This is a genomic window from Nocardia sp. NPDC127526, from assembly GCF_042672265.1.
In the GTDB taxonomy this organism is placed as follows: Bacteria; Actinomycetota; Actinomycetes; order Mycobacteriales; family Mycobacteriaceae; genus Nocardia.
Genome location: NZ_JBHXVO010000004.1, coordinates 422,743 through 438,083 on the forward strand (window position 1 = coordinate 422,743; position 15,341 = coordinate 438,083).

The following is a 15,341-nucleotide window of genomic DNA, read 5'->3' on the forward strand; positions in this document are numbered from 1 at the left end:
CTGGATGACGTCGGCCGATTATCGCTGCGGCGGGCCTACCTCCTCGAGGTGAGCGTTTCGGGCATGGTTCGGAGTGAATCACGCATTGAAACGCCCAAATGAGCGCCTTAGCGTTGGTCATGAATCAACCGTTAGGGAAATCGGAGGCCAACCGGTGGCTATTCAGATCGGCGTATTCCTGCCCACGTCCGGACCGCGCATCGCGGGATCCGGGGCAGCTCACGTGCGGGCGAGCGCGCGGACAGCGGAGGCGGCCGGGCTCGAATCCATCTGGGCCTCCGACCATCTCATCGCCGGTCAGCCCATGCTCGACAGCACGGTCGCCCTCGCCACCGCCGCGGCGGTGACCGATCGGATCCGGATCGGATTCGGCGCCATGCTGCCGGCGCTGCGGCCGATCGCATGGGCGGCCAAGGAGATCAGCACCCTGCAACAGCTGTCGGACGGCAGGGTGCTGCTGGGTGTCGGCACGGGCAATCCCGCACACGGCGATATCGGCTGGCGCGCGGCCGGAGTACCGTTCGAGGAGCGCGGGACTCGCACCGACCGTGCGCTGGCCGTGCTGCCGGATCTGGTCGCCGGCAAACAGGTGACGCTGAACGACGGCCTCGAAGTCGCCTTGTCACCGGGTACGTCGATACCGCCGATACTGATCGCGGGAAACAGCGCTCGCGCCCGTCGCCGGGCCGCCGCCCACGGTGACTCCTGGATGCCGATCGACCCCGGCCTCGAGCGCCTGCCGCAGCTCCTGGCCGAGCTGCGCGAACTCGCGCAGCGATACGAGCGCCCGACGCCCGCGATCACGGTCGTCGCACCGGCGTTGCCGGCTGAACCGCGCCGGGCCGCCGCCGCATTGGCCGCCTACGAGGCCGCCGGGGTCGAGCGCGTCATCCTGGCTCCGACCGGCCCGGACTGGCAGCGCGACTACGCATTCGCCGCCGAGCTCGGCGCTCGAGAGGGCCGGTAATGCCGAGTTCGGCTCCGGCGCGTACTACTCGCGTCTCGCCGCTATCGATTCGATCGAAGCGGGTGAGGCCGCCCGGGTTTCGGGGTGGACGCGCAACTCGGGCGGCCTCGACTGCCTGATCAGGAGAGGTATACCGGCAGTGAGCCGTGGCCGTTGGAGATGAAAGACGGAACCGTTCCGAGGTCGGCGGGGTCTTTGGCCAGGCGCATTGCCGGGAACCGCTCGAAGAGGGCGGACAGGGCGATTTCGGCCTCGAGCCGGGCGAGCGGGGCGCCGAGGCACAGGTGCGCGCCGTACCCGAAGGCGAGGTGCGCCTTGACTTCCCGGGTGAGGTCGAACTGCTCGGCGGTGTCGCCGTGGACCTTGGGATCCCGGCCCGCGGCGGCATAGGAGGCGAGAATGGGCTCGCCCGCGGCGATCCGGACGGGCCCGGCGTCGGTGTCGATCTCGAGGTCCTCGACGGCGTAGCGCAGTGGCAGGTGCGCGACCGGGGATTCGAACCGGAGCGTTTCCTCCACCACCTCGGTCCACGACACGGCGCCGGAGGTGACCTTCGCGTACTGCTCGGGCTGGGTGAGCAGCAGGAAGATGGCCTGGTCGAGCAGGTTCACGGTGGTTTCGTGGCCGGCGCTGATCACCAGCAGCAGGGTGTCGATGAGTTCCTGCTCGGTCAGCGTCGAGCCGTCGTCCTCGTCGCGGTGGGTGATGAGCACGCTGGTCATGTCATCGCCCGGCGTGTCCCTGCGATAGGTGACGAGCTCGCGCAGGATCCGCTGCATCTCCAGGTAATTGGCCAGTGCCTGCTCGGGCGTGAGGCTGGTGTCGAAGATCCCGTCCACGCAGGTCCGCAATCCGGCGTGCAGGAACTCCGGCACACCCATGAGTTCGGTGATGACCCCGATCGGCAATGGGTAGCAGTACATTTCGCGCAGATCGACCGGCTGGCCGGGCGGGGTCTGCGCGAGCCGGTCGAGCAGCTCGGCCGCGATTTCCGCCACGCGCGGCCGCAGCGCTTGCGTCCGGCGGGGTGTGAAGGCGGGGCGCACGAGCTTGCGCAGCCGCGTGTGATCAGCGCCGTACGCGGTGAACATATTGTTCACCGCCACCCAGGTGTAGAGCGGCCAATCCTGGCCGATCTCACCGGAAATGAACGCGGGCCAGTGCTGGCGAGCGTCCTTCGACACACGGGGATCCCGCAGCAGGTTGTGCAGTATCTCCTGATCGGTGACCGCCCAAGCCTGAATCCCGCCGGGCATCTCGACCCTGCTGACCGGCCCGCGAGCCCGAATGCGCGCCGACTCGCCCTGAATATCTGTGCCGGTAGGGTCCAAGACCAGCGGCGTGGTGTGCTCCATCGTGCTTCCTCACTCAGTGGTTAAACGGCAATGGCGGAGATACGGGGAACTTGACCGGCAGCGATTGCAGGGCGCGGTGAAACGGCCCGGGTCGCCACACGAGTTCGGTCTTGTCCACGGCGATTTCGAGCTCGGGCAGAGCGTCGAGAAGATAGTCGATGGCGTCCTGGGCGACCTGATACCCGAGGCGCCGGGCCGGGCATTGGTGCGGCCCCAGACTCCACGCCAGATGCGAACGATTCCCCGACTGCGCGCGGCGACCGGCTTGAATCGCGGGGTCGGCATTGCATCCCGCCATGCTGATCACCACCGGCTGATGGGCGGGTAGCCACACATCATCGATCAGTGTGGGCTGGCGCGGATAGGTCACGCAGTAATTGGCCAGCGGCGGATTGGCGAACAACACCTCATCCAGCGCGTCACGGGTGGACAGACTGCCGCCGAGCAGGTCTCCGGCGAACCGGTGATCGGTCATCATCAGCAACAACGTGTTGGAGATCAGATGAACCTGCGGTTCACTGCCCCCACCGTGCAACGTCACCAACTGATGGATGAGCTCCTCGGTGCTCAAGTTGCTGTTCTTGATCAGCTGAGAGGTGACGTCCGTCCCCGGGCACGCGCGCTTGCGCCGGACATGCTCGTCCAGAGCCTCGGCGAGCATCTTGTTCCCGACGTCGGCGTCACCGGAGGCATCGAAGATCGCCGCCATCCCGGCCCCGACCTGCGCGCTGGTATCGGCATCGAACCCGAGCACATAGTCGAGCACGCGATAGACCAGCGGATAGATGTACTGCGACAGCAGATCCGCGGACCCCATCGAACCGACCCGGCCGCCGTCGTCGCCCGTCCCGCTGCAGAAGGCATTGATCAGCGGCACCGCGATCTGCTCGACGACCACATGCATCCCGTGCAGGTCAACGGTTCCCAGCGCCGCGACATTGGCCACCCGGTACCGATCATGCTCATACCCGCTGCTACGCAACGCATTCGGCCGCCACTCCATCATCGGCAGGATGGGGCATCCGGTGGGCACCGTCGGCTGCCACAGCCGGGGATCAGCCGGAAAATGCTCCGGATCATTGAGAATCCGCACCGCGGTCGCATACCCGAGCACCAGAGTCGCAGGAACCCCGGGCGCAAGATCCACCGGCGCAAGCGACCCATACCGGCTCCGCAACGCCGCATACGCGGCGTGCGGATCCTCAGCAAACTCAGGGGTATACATCGCGAAGCGTTCATCGGCACCAGAGCGATGCCCACCCGAATGCTGTTGCGATGACCAGGTTCCTGGCGGGTACGAGGCAGTCACAGATCTCCCAGAACGTAGTTCTACAGCTGAAACAACAGGTCAGCACCCCGGCGCAAGCAGCACGCCCGAACGCTCGACAGACCCGCGCACACCGGAACTCTCGTCAGCTGCAAGGCATTTCCACCCCCGGCGCGGACATCACAACTCCTGGTATCGCTGTTCTCGCCAACGCCCGGACCACAACCATTGCCCCAGAGCATCTTTCAGGAAAACACACAATACGGTACCCACTCGGCGCGTCCGCCGCAGCTCGGGAGCGGGCTCAGCGCGGGGGTTCGGCGTGACGAATGTGCTGTGCGCCGTCGCGGTCCCGGACATCGATGCCGAGGGCGGACAGTTTCTCGTCGAGCTCCTCGGCCGCGAGCGGATCCTTTCCGGCGAGCGCGCGGCGGCGGGCGCGCAGTAGCGCGTCGATATCCGGGCCGGTGCCCGGCGCGCCGTCGGCCCAGCGAGTGAATTCCGCCCGGTAGGGATCGTTGTCGTCGCGCCAGGGATAGCCGTGCTCGCGGAGTGCTCGCTCGATGCGGAGACGGGGCAGGTCGGAGGCGTCGAAACGGGCCACCCGCCGCCGGTTTCGGCCGGTGAGCACCAGATCGGCGTCCTCGCGGTAGATTTCGGCGATGTCGGTGCGGGACACGTACTTCGCGCGGCCGTTCTGCTCGAGGTCCACGTGATCGTCGGCGACGGTCAGCGTCAGGCTCTCCTTGCGTGCGATCTCGAACAATGCCAGGCCCGCGAGCAGTCCGAGCACCGTGGTGACCGGCACCAGCCATGCCGGCGGCACGGTCATGGCGACCCGGACGGGACCGGGTACCGAGCCCAGCGCATCGACGGCCCACCTGCCCAGCGGCGGCAGCCCGAAACCGGCGCCGACACCCAATAGCAGGCCGCCGCAGGCGAACAGCCAGCACCAGGCGACGGGGAAGCGCAGCACGACGGGTGCGGTCTTGGCGGTTGTCATCGGTCCTCCGATCCGATCGGGCGCAGCAGCCGGGCGACGGTGGCACGCAGGAGCGGACGGGGATCCCCCCGGGCCGCTCACGTCGCACTCGCCGGGACGGGCGGTCCGATCACGGTGCTCGACTTGGCATCTCGGCGCTCGAGGCGGCTCAGCACCGGCGTCGTCATCGTGGTGGTCACCAGTGCGACCAGCACCAGGGCGGCGAACAGCTCGCTCGAGACGATTCCGGCCTGCAGGCCGATATTGAGCGCGATGAGCTGCATCAGACCGCGGGCATTCATCAGTGCGCCGACGCGCAGCGCCACCGAGTTGGATTCGCCGCACAGCCGGGCGGCGCCCCAGCAGCCACCGAACTTGCCGATCACCGCCACGACGACGGCGGCGAGGCCGAAAATCAGCACCGCTGGTTCGGCGAACACATCGAACCGGGTGTGCAGCCCCGAGTAGGTGAAGAACATCGGCAGGAAGATCACGCGGGTCACCGAGTGGGTGCTGTGGACCACCCGTTCGGCGGCCTCACCGCGCGGCATCGCCATCCCCACGCAGAAGGCGCCGAACACCACGTACAACTCGATCACATCGGTGAACCATGCGGCGGCGAACAATACCGCGATCGTCACCAGCAACCGCGTCTCATCGCTCCAGCCCGGCCGCCGCATGGACCACGCGAGGAAACGGCGCACCACGAACAGCATGACCAGCGCGAAGACCAGGGAGCCGCCGACCGTCATCAGAGCGGGCCGCAGCTCGCCGGCGGCCACGCTCAGCAGTCCGGCGAGCATGAGCCAGGCGAGCACGTCGTCGGTGGCCCCGGAGGCCAGGGCCAGGGAACCGTGCCGGGTACCCGACATGGCACGCTCGGTAATGATCCTGGCCAGCATCGGAAAAGCCGTGATCGCCAGGGCAATGGCGACGAACGCGGCGGTCACCCCGAGCGGAACCCCGTCGACGAAGAGATCGACCCGGCCGTGCGCGGCGAATGTCAAGGCCAGACCGAGCGCACCCGGGATGAGCACGCCGGCCGCCGAAATCGCCACCGCACTGCCCGCCAGCCCGCGCTCCGCGTATCGCCGGAACTCGTGCCCGGCGTGAAACATCAACGCCGCCAGGCCGATTTGCCCGACGACATACAGCAGTGGCAGCAGGTCGGCGGGGAAGATCCGCTCGGACAGGCCGGGGGCGACGAGCCCGAATACGGACGGCCCGAGCAGCACGCCCGCGATCATCTCGCCGACAACGGCGGGCTGACCCAGCCGCGTGACGACGATCGAGACCAACCGGCAGGTCAGCAGGATCACCACGGCGGCCGCGAAGAAGGCGGGCGCGAGATCGGCGGTGCTCATCGGGACACCGCCCGGCGGTGGTCGGCGAAGTAGTTCCGGCACAGCCGTTGACGTCGCGCGTCCCAGACCATCCAGCTGCCCAGGACGAGCTGAACCACACTGCGCGGCACCGCCTCCCAGCGGTCACGCCACCGCAGCAGGGCCAGCCTGCCCACCGGCCTGCCCGGCCGGGTGCCGCGCGGTGTCAGCAGGCACGGTCCCCGGCTCGGCAGGGATCTGGTGTGGACGGCGGTCGAATCGAGGCGGTACCGCCGCAGCACTTCCTGGGCGCAGACGCGCATTGTCAGGGTGGCGAAACCCCGTGCGGGGCACGGTCGGTTGGTGGTGACGCCGAACGGGATGTAATGCGGTGGTCTGGATTCCGGTGTCCGCCAGCGGTCCGGGTCGAACCGCTGCTGCTCCTCGCCCTGCTGATAGCGGGCGTAGTCGAACAACAACACCGCACCGGACGGGATGGCGGCAGCGCCCTCGGTGCGCGCGATCTCGGCAGTGGTTATGCGGTGGGCGACGCCGAAAAGCGGGTAGTGCCACAATGTTTCATCGACCACATGATCCAGGTATCCGGTATCGAGCGGATCGGCGGCCAGCCGCGCCTGCACCGGCGGATGGGAGGCGACGGCCAGCAGTAGATGCGCCATCGCCTCCGACGTCTGCACCACCGCCGTATTGAAGAAGGTGCCCTGCAGGTAGTACGCCCGCTCGTGCGCCGAGAGCGTGCCCGGCAGCGCTGCGGGCGGTGGATTCGTGGCCAACCGCTCCCGGAGGTAGGCCGTGAGCCGGGCTCGACGGTCCATATGCCGCAGCCGAGTGCATTTCAACGCGCTCACCACATCGTCGGCATTGCCGACGATCAGATCTCTGACCTCCCGTGGACACGGCTCGCGGAAGACCAGCTCGTAATAGACCTCGGCCCAGACCGGCATCATCAAGTCCCGCAATCGAACCCACCGGATGCGCGCAGCCCTGCCGCCCCGAACCGGGCGAGCGTCGTGCTGGTCGAGCACGTTGCGTGTACAACGGCCGACCAACTCCACCCATTCCGGCCTGCCCAGCCCGGCCAGGATCCGCCGGGTGGTTCTGGCGACGTCGTCGTAGCGCGGACCGGGTTCCAGGTGTTCCTGGTGTACCTCGGCGCCGGGAGACAGCCAGTACCAGAACAGATCCGACAGTGCGGCGCCCTTGCTGCGGCCGTTCGCCGCCGGATGACCGTAGAGCCGCTTGAACTCGTCGATCGGCAGCCGGCGGCTCGGGCTCGGGATACCGCTGTCGCCGTTGACCATCGCGAATATCCTTATCCGCAGCGCGATTACGGCCGCGGGAAGCCAGTACGGCAGGCTGACCAGCACCGCTGCCGCCGGGACGGACCACCACCATGCGCTCATTGCGGCACCCCGCGGACCAGGTCGGGCGTCAGATCGCGCGCGCTGGTCGCGCCGCAGAGCGTCAGCGTGTGGTCGTACTCCTCGCGCAGCAATTCCAGCACTCGCCGCGCGCCCGCCTCGCCACCGGCGGCCAGGCCCCAGAGCACGGGTCGGCCGATTCCGACCGCAGCCGCGCCGAGTGCCAGCGCCTTCACCACATCCGTGCCACGCCGCACGCCACCGTCGAGCACGATCGGAATCCGGCCCGCGACCGCGGCGACCACCTCGGGCAGCAGTTCGATGGTCGACGGCACCGTGTCCAACTGCCTGCCGCCGTGGTTGGACAGCACCAGTCCGTCGACGCCGTGCCGGACCGCCGAGCGCACATCCTCGGGGTGCAGCAATCCCTTGAGCAGGATCGGCAGCGAGGTGATCCGGCGCAGCCAATCGATGTGCTCCCAGGAGATCTCCGGCGACATGACGATCTGACGGACATGGCCCGGTTCGCCGTCACGCAGATCGCGCAGGTTCTCACAGGCCAGCCCGGCCGGCAGATCGGTGAAGCCGTTGCGCCGGTTGCGTTCGCTCGCCCCGAGCGCCGGGGAGTCCACCGTCACCACCAGCGCTTCGCAGCCCGCGTCGGTGGCGCGGCGCACGAGCGCCTCGGTGAGTTCGAGGTCCGGCTGAATGTAGAGCTGGAACCACAGTGCGCCATGGCCACCCGTGGCGGCGCGGGCCGCGGCGGCGATCTCGCCCACCGCCACCGTCGCCGCCATCGCGACGATCATGATCGTGTCGGCCGCCGCGACGGCGCGCGCCGTGGCCAGTTCCCCTTCCGGATGGACGAGCTTGTGGAATGCGGTGGGCGACACCAGGATCGGCATACTCGCCCGGCTGCCGAGCACGGTCACGTCCAGCTCCCGTTTCCCGCCGCCGCGAAGCATTCTGGGCAGCAATCGCAGCCGCTCGAACGCGGACTCGTTCGCGCGCACCGTGATCTCGTCGCGCGCACCACCGGCGATGTAGTCGGCGTACACCGGGTTCAGTCCGGCGCGCGCCACCGCCTCGATCTCGCTGAGGTTCAATAGGTCCGACATATCGGCCATGGCGATCACCGGCCCGTCGCGACTGCCGCCCGCGCCAGCGCGGCGGCGAAGAACCCGGCCAGTGGCGCGTAATGGGCCCGCTGGTCGTCCCACTGGTTCTCCAGGTTCTCCGCCATGTGATGGGTGGCGCGTAATCGACCGCTCCCCCACTGGCGGATCACCGGGTGCAGATACGCGGCGTCGACCGCCTGGTCTGCCGCGTTCTGGGCGGTGCGCCGCACCGTGATGTCGAACGGATCGACCTTGTCGTGGTCGGGCCCGTACTCCAGGGTGATGGTGAAATAGTCACAGTCATAGTGCTTTTCGTGCGCATGATCGACCGGAATCTCCTCCAGGTACCGCGCCGGGCCCGCCGGTGGAATCAGCAGCAGATCGCCGATGACCCCGAACTGCTGCCACAGCGCCGAACTGCGATTGACCCGCGCCGTGACGGCGGCCGCCAGCGCGTCGGCCGTCCGATCCAGTTGCCGCTGCGGCCATTCCCGGCCGTGGTATCGCTCGTCGAGGATCCGGCTCAGCGCGCGCACCGCATACCGGAATCCGTGAATGAACCCACCCGTCGACTTCTTGAAGTCGCGGTGCTGCATGAGCGTGCCCGCGAAGTACAACCCCGGCACATTCACCGATTCGTACGCGGGCGTCAGCGCCGGAAACCGGTCGTCGATGACCAGCTCGGGCCGGCAGTCCTGGTCGAAAATCGAAGCGTCGAACCGGAATCCGGTACACACCAGCACCCGGTCGTAGCGCAGCTGTTTGACCACCTCATCCGCGCGAGAGAAGCTGAAGCGCACGCGATAACCCGCATCGTCCCGCTCGATCGACACCACATCACCGTCGAGCAGCGCATTCTGCGATTTGAGCTGGTAGGTGTCGAGAAAATTGTTGTTCACCGCACGCAGGTGGCCGACATAGTGGCTGTTCCAAGCCATTCGAATGGAACTGCGCCCCGCCACGTGAATCACCGCGGCGGTCGCGATGAGGTTGTCCGCGGTCTCCAGCGCGGAGTTCCCCTTCCCGATGATCAAGACCCGCTGATCGACGAAATCCTCGGGATCGACCGACATGGTGGCGTAATGCTCGGCGCTCTCGATCCCGGGAATCGCTGGAATGTTGTACGGACTCAACCCCGTCGCCACCACCAGCCGCCGCGCCCGATACCCGCGGCCCCCTTGATCGACGACCTCGAATCCCGTTCCCGCCCGGCGAATCCGGACCGCCCGTATCCCATAGGAGATGGCCAGGCCGAGCGTCTCGGCGACGTCGGTCAGATAGCGCACCAGATCGTCGGCCTGCGGAAAGTACTGCGCGCTATACCGGGTGAACAGCAACCGCGGATCGGGCGTGAGCAGCGAATTCCAGTCCATCCGCAGATTCAGCTCCGGGTCCGCGCTCCCGGTATGCGGCTTGTTGATCGAGATCAGTTGCCGGTGCCGGGGAAAGGTCTTGAAGAAACCGCCCGGCGTCCCACCGGATTCCAGTATCCGATAGGACCGCCCCGCAGCCTGCAGCAACTGCCCGAGCTGCAAGCCACCGGGGCCCGCGCCGATGATGAGGTAATCGTAAGTGTCGTAAAGAAATTCGCGCTGCACGGTTCACCGCCGATGAGAGTTCGGGTGGTACTACCGATTACGGCGCAGCCCAGAAGGTAGTTCAATCGTCAACCACCCTGAATTGCAAGCACAGACCGGTCCGATTCATTGGGTGTCGATGTCGGCGATGAGGAGCCGGTAGCCGAGATCCAGTTGCGGGATATTGCGCAGATGGTGGTGGCGGCGTTCCCATTCGCCGGTCTCGAGGTCGGCTTGCAGTCGCGAGAGTCCTTCCTGCAGTGCATTTTTCGGGGTGAGGGCGAGCATGGACATGCCTGCTCGGATGCTGGGGTCGAGGTAGGCGCGGGGACGGCGCCAGAAGGCGCCGCCGAACCCATCGGCACAATCGTGCGGGACCGGGATGTCACGGATCGTCACATTGCCGAGCAGAGAGATCAGTCTGGTGATCGGGACGGCAAGGGATGCGTCGGTATGCGCGGCGGCCGGCAGGTAGTCGCGCAGCAGCCAGAACCTCCGGAAGATGTCGTGGTCCCAGGTGAGGATGACCACGCGGCGGCGGGCGATCCGGCGCATCTCGGCAATGCCGCGGTCCAGGTCGTCCCAGTGGTGGACGGTCAGCACCGCCAGCGCGGCGTCCACGGCGCCGGACCGGATGGGCAGATTCTCGGCCCGCGCTCGCAGCGCCGGTGCGGCGCCGGGTGCTCGCTGGGCGATCATGACCTGGCTGGGTTCTATCGCGACGACGGTGTGTCCCGGTTCGTAGGACCCGGCTCCCGCTCCGATGTTCGCCACGGTTGTCGTACCGCGCAGAGCCTCGTCGATGACCGCGGCGATGCGCGGGTCCGCTCGGCGGGTGTGCGAATAGGTCTGCCCGGTCCGATCGTATCGCGCCTGCTCCGCCTCCGGTCTCGGCGATATCATCAGTCGATGCCGAGCAGGCGCGCGGCGTTGTCCCACAGCCATTTCCGGGCGACCTCGGGTGGGATCGGCAGAGCGCGCATTTCGTCGAGCAGTTCGCCGGGCGGGCGGTTTATCAGGAATGCGCCGGTGCCGTACACGATTTTGTCGGCAATGGTGGTCGTGCCGTAGCGCAGCAACGGTTCCCATCCCGCCCCCGGGGCGGTGAAGTACCGCGGGCGGTGTGCACCCAGTTCGAGGTAGACGCGGGGGTGTTTCCACGCGATCAGGCAGGCCTCGAGCACCCACGGATACCCGGCATGGCTCATGATGATCGCCAGATCCGGGAAGCGGCAGGCGATGTCGTCGATGTGGCGGGGATGACCGAGATCGGAGGGTCGCGTCCGGGTCCAGTTGTGCGAGCTGTGAATGCTGACCGGGACACCGAGCTCGGAACACTTCGCGTAGAACGGATCATAGGCCGGATCGCTGGCGGGACGTCCGATCATGAACGGGCGCAACGACAATCCACGGAACCCGCGCTGAGTGATCCAATAGTCGAGATCTGCGACAGCGCGCTCGCCGGCGAGCACATCGGCACCGGTGAACGGGATGAACCGCCCGGGATGCCGTTCGACGAGCGCGGCCACGGTGTCGTTGGCGACGAATGTGGTTCCGCAACTGGTGCGTTCGTCGAAGCCGGTCACCATCGTCCAGGCAATTCCGGCCCGATCGAGATCGCCGAGGATCTGCTCATCCGTGCGTGCCAAGCTCGGCGCGGCGGCCGCGTATTGCTCCGCGGTGACATCCACCCCGGTGAACACACGCAGGTAAGCCAGCAGTTCCGCAGGCAGATTCGTCGCAACGTGAGCCATGATCTCGCGGGTCGGCACAATCGGCGCCCACATATCGATCACCGCGGTCTCGGCGATGGGTTCGTCAACCAGTCCGGTCATGATTGCCGTTCCTCTCTCGGATGCCCCGATAGCGATCGCCAGGCCGCCGCGGACAACTCCCCCGCCGCATCGGTCAGAGGGAACGTGACCCGCCCACCCAGCCAGTGCCGAGCCAACTCCTGACTCGGCCCGATCCACAACGCAGTCCCCACCTCCGTCGGCAGGTCCCGCAACTCGCCGGCAGCAACCCGCGGCCGCATCCACGCCCGCACCGCCGTGAAAAAGCGCCGATTGATCCCCCGCAGCTCCCGCCCGCCCGCAACGTCCTCCCCCGGACCACTACCGAGCAGGAATATGAACCGAGCAAGATCCGCGTGCTCTTCCACCCAGGTCAGATGGTGCGTAACCGCATCCTCGACACCACCGCGAGTCGACGACGCACCCCTGAGTGCGTTCACGAAACCATCCTGATAGTCGCGCAACCCCTCCACATACAACGCGCCCGCAACAGCCTGCTTACCACCGGGAAAGTGGTGATAGATCGACCCGACACTCGCACCGCTCCGCCGGCGAATCTCCTCGATCGAGGTGCCGGCAACGCCGTGCTCGACAAAGGCGGCCAGCGCCGCGACAAGGATCTCGCCGGGGCGAGACCCGGCCATCAGAACGGTCTCGGTCGGACCCACCCCACTAGAATACCATTCTAGAATCCCATTCTAGAAGAAGCGGTTTCAAGCCCGCCGCCGCGATGTCGTTGTCCAAGATCAGGATTGGCCGCAGCCGTTATGGAAAATCTCGATCACAAACGGCAGCAAGCAAATGGGCATCCGACATAGCGAGACTCACCGGCATCGACCAATCGGCCTGGGCTCGCATCACCTGCCGCTGGCAGTCCCAATCCCGCATTGATGGCACGTCGTCATGCATCAGGAGGTTGGGTAGCTGGAGAGCGGTCGAATATTGTTCTGGGCGCGAAGGGGTTTCGCCTCGAAGGTGCGCCCGCTGTTCTGGTCGAGGAGGCTTTGTGGCGTTGGTGGAGGGATTTGTCGAGCGCGGGTTCGAAGGGGTCCGGGACGGGTTCGTGCGCGCACACGATGATGATGAGGGTGCCGCGCAGCTGTGTGTGTATCGCGGCGGGCGGGTCGTGGTGGATCTGTGGATGGGGCGGGACCCGGAATCCGGGAAGACCTGGGACGCGGAATCGCTGACCGTGCTCATGTCGGTGTCCAAGGGGATGACCGCTACGTGCGTGCACATCCTCGCCGATCGGGGCCTGCTCGACCTCGATGCGCCGGTGCGGGACTATTGGCCGGAGTTCGCAGCGGCGGGCAAGGCGGACATGACGGTCGCCGATGTGCTGTCACATCGCGGCGGCCTGTCCAGCTTCGATGCCGAATCCGGTATCGGGGCATGGGAATTGACGGACTGGTCGAAGTGCGTGTCGGCACTGGAATCGATGACCCCGCTGTGGCAGCCGGGGACCGCGTTCTACTACCACTCCCTCACCTGGGGTTACCTGGCCGGAGAACTGATCCGCCGGGTCTCCGGCAAGAGCGTCGGCGAGTTTCTCGCCACCGAGATCACCGACCCGCTCGGGCTCAGTATGTGGATCGGCCTGCCCGAAAGCCAGGAACACCGTGTCGTTCCGCAGTTCACCCGCCGGCACCTGCCCGGCGCCGCCGACATCGAAGCGATGTTGAGCCGCATGGGTGTCGATGTCGACGCACGCCTGGTTCGTGCCACGCTCGCGACGGTCGCTGCCCGCGATGAGGGCCTCGCATTGCTGAATACCCGAGACGGTCATGCAGCGGAGGTCCCGTCCGGCAATGGAATCGGGAACGCGCGTTCGGTGGCACGAATGTTCGCGGCGACGATCGGCGAGGTCGACGGCATCCGGCTACTCGGCCCGGAAGCAGTCGAGCGGGCCCGCCGGCCGCAAACCGAAGGCCTCCCCCACCCGGCTCCCCTGTCCGTGATGCCGCGCGGCAACTATTTCGCCCACGGCTACGAACTAACCCGTCCCGCCCAGCTCCTCGGCGACGGCGCGTTCGGCCAGGTCGGCTCCGGCGGCCGACTCGGCTTCGCACACCCCGAATCCGGTGTCGCAGTCGGCTATACATGCACCAACATGGTCGGTGACGACACCGGAGGCCCTGACCCGCGCTGGCAGCCATGGTCCGACGCGCTGCGCACAGCACTCACCTGAGCCGGCAACGTCGAACCGCACGGGCCGTGCGTTACCCACGCTGGCATCCGCCACCGCGATGGCGGGCGCCAGAACGCTCCCGCGAACACCCGACAGCCAGACCAGTACCTTCATCCTGATGTGGGCGCAGTCACCGCCACCGTGGACTGGCTCTCGCAACATCTGCGGTCCCGCTACCAAGGTGGAGCGGGAATGAGAAAACACCCTCTGACCGAGGTCAGAGGGTGTTTTACAACTGTCGGGCTGACAGGATTTGAACCTGCGACCACTTGACCCCCAGTCAAGTGCGCTACCAAGCTGCGCCACAGCCCGTTGCACTCCGCTGCGCTTCGTGCTCGATGAGATTACATCAGGACCCCCCTGTTGGACCAAATCGGCTGGTTCTGGGCGTGTGAGGGAGCTTGCCGGGTGGGGGCGCGGGACGGGGAGAACAGCGGGGGTTGGGCCGAAGATGCTGGGGCTCAGGGGAATCGTTGTTGGGGGGTGCGGGGGCGGGTGGGGGTAGGTTCTTGGGGTTGTCGGGCGAGGGTGTGGAGGTTGGGTTGGTGGATGGGGCGGAGATGGGGATTGCGGGGTATTTGCGGGGGCGGAGGGAGGGGGCGGGGTTGAGTCGGGGGGAGTTGGCGCGGCGGGCGGGGGTTTCGGTGGGGTTGATTCAGAAGATTGAGCAGGGGAGGCGGGCTCCTACGGGGGAGGCGTTGGCGGCGCTGTTTGATGCGTTGGGGGTGCCGGCGGTTTATCGGGAGTATGCGAGCAGTGTTTTGCAGCCTGGGTTGACGCGGGTCGCGGGGGTAGAGGGAGGGCCTGGTCGGGCTGAGTTGGATTTCTTGGAGGGGATGCCGCATCCGGCTGCTTATCAGGTTGCGCCGGCTATGGATTTGGTGGCGGTCAATGGGGCGTTTGCGCGGGCGTTTCCGGGGTTGGGGAGTGGGGGGAATGTTATCGAGTGGTTGTTGTTCGATCCGCGGGCTCGGGTGGTGATCGAGGATTGGGAGCGGGAGGTGCACGTCGCGGTGCAGGCGTTTCGGCATATGTCGGCGGGGTATGTGTCGCCTGAGCGGGTCGAGGAGATTATTGGGGTTTGTTCGCGGTCGGCTGATTGGGGGCGGCTGTGGTCGACTGATATCGGGGCGGTGGATTTTGATTGGCGGCCGGTGCGGATTCGGCCGGTGGAGGGTGGGGAATGGACTGCCATGCATGTTCAGGTGCTGAGGTTCGAGGTGCCGCGGCGGGGGTGGTCGTTGTACTCGATGGTGCCGATTCCTTAGCCGGTGGTTCGCGTGTGTGCTGTGACCCTGGTTCGGGGGTCTGCGGTGGGGGTGGTTGACCGGGTACGGTATGCGGGCGAGGGGCTCGCACCAGGTATTAGCGGGCCTCCCTTAGAGCAAGA

At 66.9% G+C, this 15,341-nt stretch carries 13 protein-coding genes and 1 tRNA gene; 3 read left to right on the forward strand and 11 right to left on the reverse strand.

What is annotated here, in order from left to right:
• Nucleotides 1-154: 154 nt before the first annotated feature.
• Nucleotides 155-967: an LLM class flavin-dependent oxidoreductase gene (locus tag ACFVIV_RS10810; RefSeq protein WP_379194814.1), complete on the forward strand. Its 813-nt coding sequence runs from the start codon at nt 155-157 to the stop codon at nt 965-967.
• A 119-nt stretch (nt 968-1,086) separates the two neighbouring features.
• On the opposite strand, the gene ACFVIV_RS10815 is transcribed toward ACFVIV_RS10810, so the two are convergent.
• The 10 genes from ACFVIV_RS10815 to ACFVIV_RS10860 all read right to left on the reverse strand — a co-directional run bounded on the left by ACFVIV_RS10815 (nt 1,087) and on the right by ACFVIV_RS10860 (nt 12,431).
• Complete coding sequence (locus ACFVIV_RS10815; protein WP_379194816.1) at nt 1,087-2,322, reverse strand: cytochrome P450; 1,236 nt, start codon at nt 2,320-2,322, stop codon at nt 1,087-1,089.
• Between the two features lie 13 nt (nt 2,323-2,335).
• Nucleotides 2,336-3,631 carry a cytochrome P450 gene (locus tag ACFVIV_RS10820; RefSeq protein ID WP_379194818.1) on the reverse strand — a complete coding sequence of 432 codons (1,296 nt, stop codon included), beginning with the start codon at nt 3,629-3,631 and terminating at the stop codon, nt 2,336-2,338.
• A gap of 262 nt (nt 3,632-3,893) precedes the next feature.
• Nucleotides 3,894-4,592 carry a hypothetical protein gene (locus ACFVIV_RS10825; protein WP_379194820.1) on the reverse strand — a complete coding sequence of 233 codons (699 nt, stop codon included), beginning with the start codon at nt 4,590-4,592 and terminating at the stop codon, nt 3,894-3,896.
• 77 nt (nt 4,593-4,669) lie between these two features.
• Nucleotides 4,670-5,935, reverse strand: a complete 1,266-nt coding sequence (locus tag ACFVIV_RS10830; protein WP_379194822.1) for a cation:proton antiporter — start codon at nt 5,933-5,935, stop codon at nt 4,670-4,672.
• The gene (locus ACFVIV_RS10835; protein ID WP_379194824.1) at nt 5,932-7,317 is read right to left on the reverse strand and encodes a cytochrome P450; all 1,386 of its coding nucleotides are present in this window, start codon (nt 7,315-7,317) and stop codon (nt 5,932-5,934) included. Before ACFVIV_RS10835 ends, ACFVIV_RS10830 begins: the two co-directional genes overlap by 4 nt.
• Nucleotides 7,314-8,402 carry an alpha-hydroxy acid oxidase gene (locus ACFVIV_RS10840; RefSeq protein ID WP_379194826.1) on the reverse strand — a complete coding sequence of 363 codons (1,089 nt, stop codon included), beginning with the start codon at nt 8,400-8,402 and terminating at the stop codon, nt 7,314-7,316. The genes ACFVIV_RS10835 and ACFVIV_RS10840 overlap by 4 nt, the downstream gene beginning before the upstream one ends.
• A gap of 5 nt (nt 8,403-8,407) precedes the next feature.
• The gene (locus tag ACFVIV_RS10845) at nt 8,408-9,991 is read right to left on the reverse strand and encodes an NAD(P)-binding domain-containing protein (RefSeq protein WP_379194828.1); all 1,584 of its coding nucleotides are present in this window, start codon (nt 9,989-9,991) and stop codon (nt 8,408-8,410) included.
• Nucleotides 9,992-10,096: 105 nt separating this feature from the next.
• Nucleotides 10,097-10,873 (reverse strand): class I SAM-dependent methyltransferase, encoded by a 777-nt coding sequence (locus ACFVIV_RS10850; protein WP_379194830.1) that lies wholly within the window; start codon nt 10,871-10,873, stop codon nt 10,097-10,099.
• Entirely contained in the window at nt 10,873-11,805 is a 933-nt protein-coding gene (locus ACFVIV_RS10855) for an amidohydrolase family protein (RefSeq protein ID WP_379194831.1), read from the reverse strand. Before ACFVIV_RS10855 ends, ACFVIV_RS10850 begins: the two co-directional genes overlap by 1 nt.
• Nucleotides 11,802-12,431 carry a TetR/AcrR family transcriptional regulator gene (locus ACFVIV_RS10860; RefSeq protein WP_379194833.1) on the reverse strand — a complete coding sequence of 210 codons (630 nt, stop codon included), beginning with the start codon at nt 12,429-12,431 and terminating at the stop codon, nt 11,802-11,804. The genes ACFVIV_RS10855 and ACFVIV_RS10860 overlap by 4 nt, the downstream gene beginning before the upstream one ends.
• A gap of 338 nt (nt 12,432-12,769) precedes the next feature.
• On the opposite strand from ACFVIV_RS10860, the gene ACFVIV_RS10865 reads away from it, so the two are divergent.
• The gene (locus tag ACFVIV_RS10865; RefSeq protein ID WP_379194835.1) at nt 12,770-13,951 is read left to right on the forward strand and encodes a serine hydrolase domain-containing protein; all 1,182 of its coding nucleotides are present in this window, start codon (nt 12,770-12,772) and stop codon (nt 13,949-13,951) included.
• A gap of 238 nt (nt 13,952-14,189) precedes the next feature.
• On the opposite strand, the gene ACFVIV_RS10870 is transcribed toward ACFVIV_RS10865, so the two are convergent.
• A tRNA-Pro gene (locus tag ACFVIV_RS10870) sits at nt 14,190-14,263 on the reverse strand.
• Between the two features lie 248 nt (nt 14,264-14,511).
• Here ACFVIV_RS10870 and ACFVIV_RS10875 point away from each other — a divergent pair.
• Nucleotides 14,512-15,219: a helix-turn-helix domain-containing protein gene (locus ACFVIV_RS10875; RefSeq protein ID WP_379194971.1), complete on the forward strand. Its 708-nt coding sequence runs from the start codon at nt 14,512-14,514 to the stop codon at nt 15,217-15,219.
• The last annotated feature ends 122 nt before the right edge of the window (nt 15,220-15,341 follow it).

Coding starts and splice junctions, on each gene's coding strand:
- ACFVIV_RS10815 (WP_379194816.1), bottom strand. CDS start 2,322: ATGGAGCACACCACGCCGCTGGTCTTGGACCCTACCGGCACAGATATT.
- ACFVIV_RS10840 (WP_379194826.1), bottom strand. CDS start 8,402: ATGGCCGATATGTCGGACCTATTGAACCTCAGCGAGATCGAGGCGGTG.
- ACFVIV_RS10855 (WP_379194831.1), bottom strand. CDS start 11,805: ATGACCGGACTGGTTGACGAACCCATCGCCGAGACCGCGGTGATCGAT.
- ACFVIV_RS10835 (WP_379194824.1), bottom strand. CDS start 7,317: ATGAGCGCATGGTGGTGGTCCGTCCCGGCGGCAGCGGTGCTGGTCAGC.
- ACFVIV_RS10875 (WP_379194971.1), top strand. CDS start 14,512: ATGGGGATTGCGGGGTATTTGCGGGGGCGGAGGGAGGGGGCGGGGTTG.
- ACFVIV_RS10830 (WP_379194822.1), bottom strand. CDS start 5,935: ATGAGCACCGCCGATCTCGCGCCCGCCTTCTTCGCGGCCGCCGTGGTG.
- ACFVIV_RS10825 (WP_379194820.1), bottom strand. CDS start 4,592: ATGACAACCGCCAAGACCGCACCCGTCGTGCTGCGCTTCCCCGTCGCC.
- ACFVIV_RS10850 (WP_379194830.1), bottom strand. CDS start 10,873: ATGATATCGCCGAGACCGGAGGCGGAGCAGGCGCGATACGATCGGACC.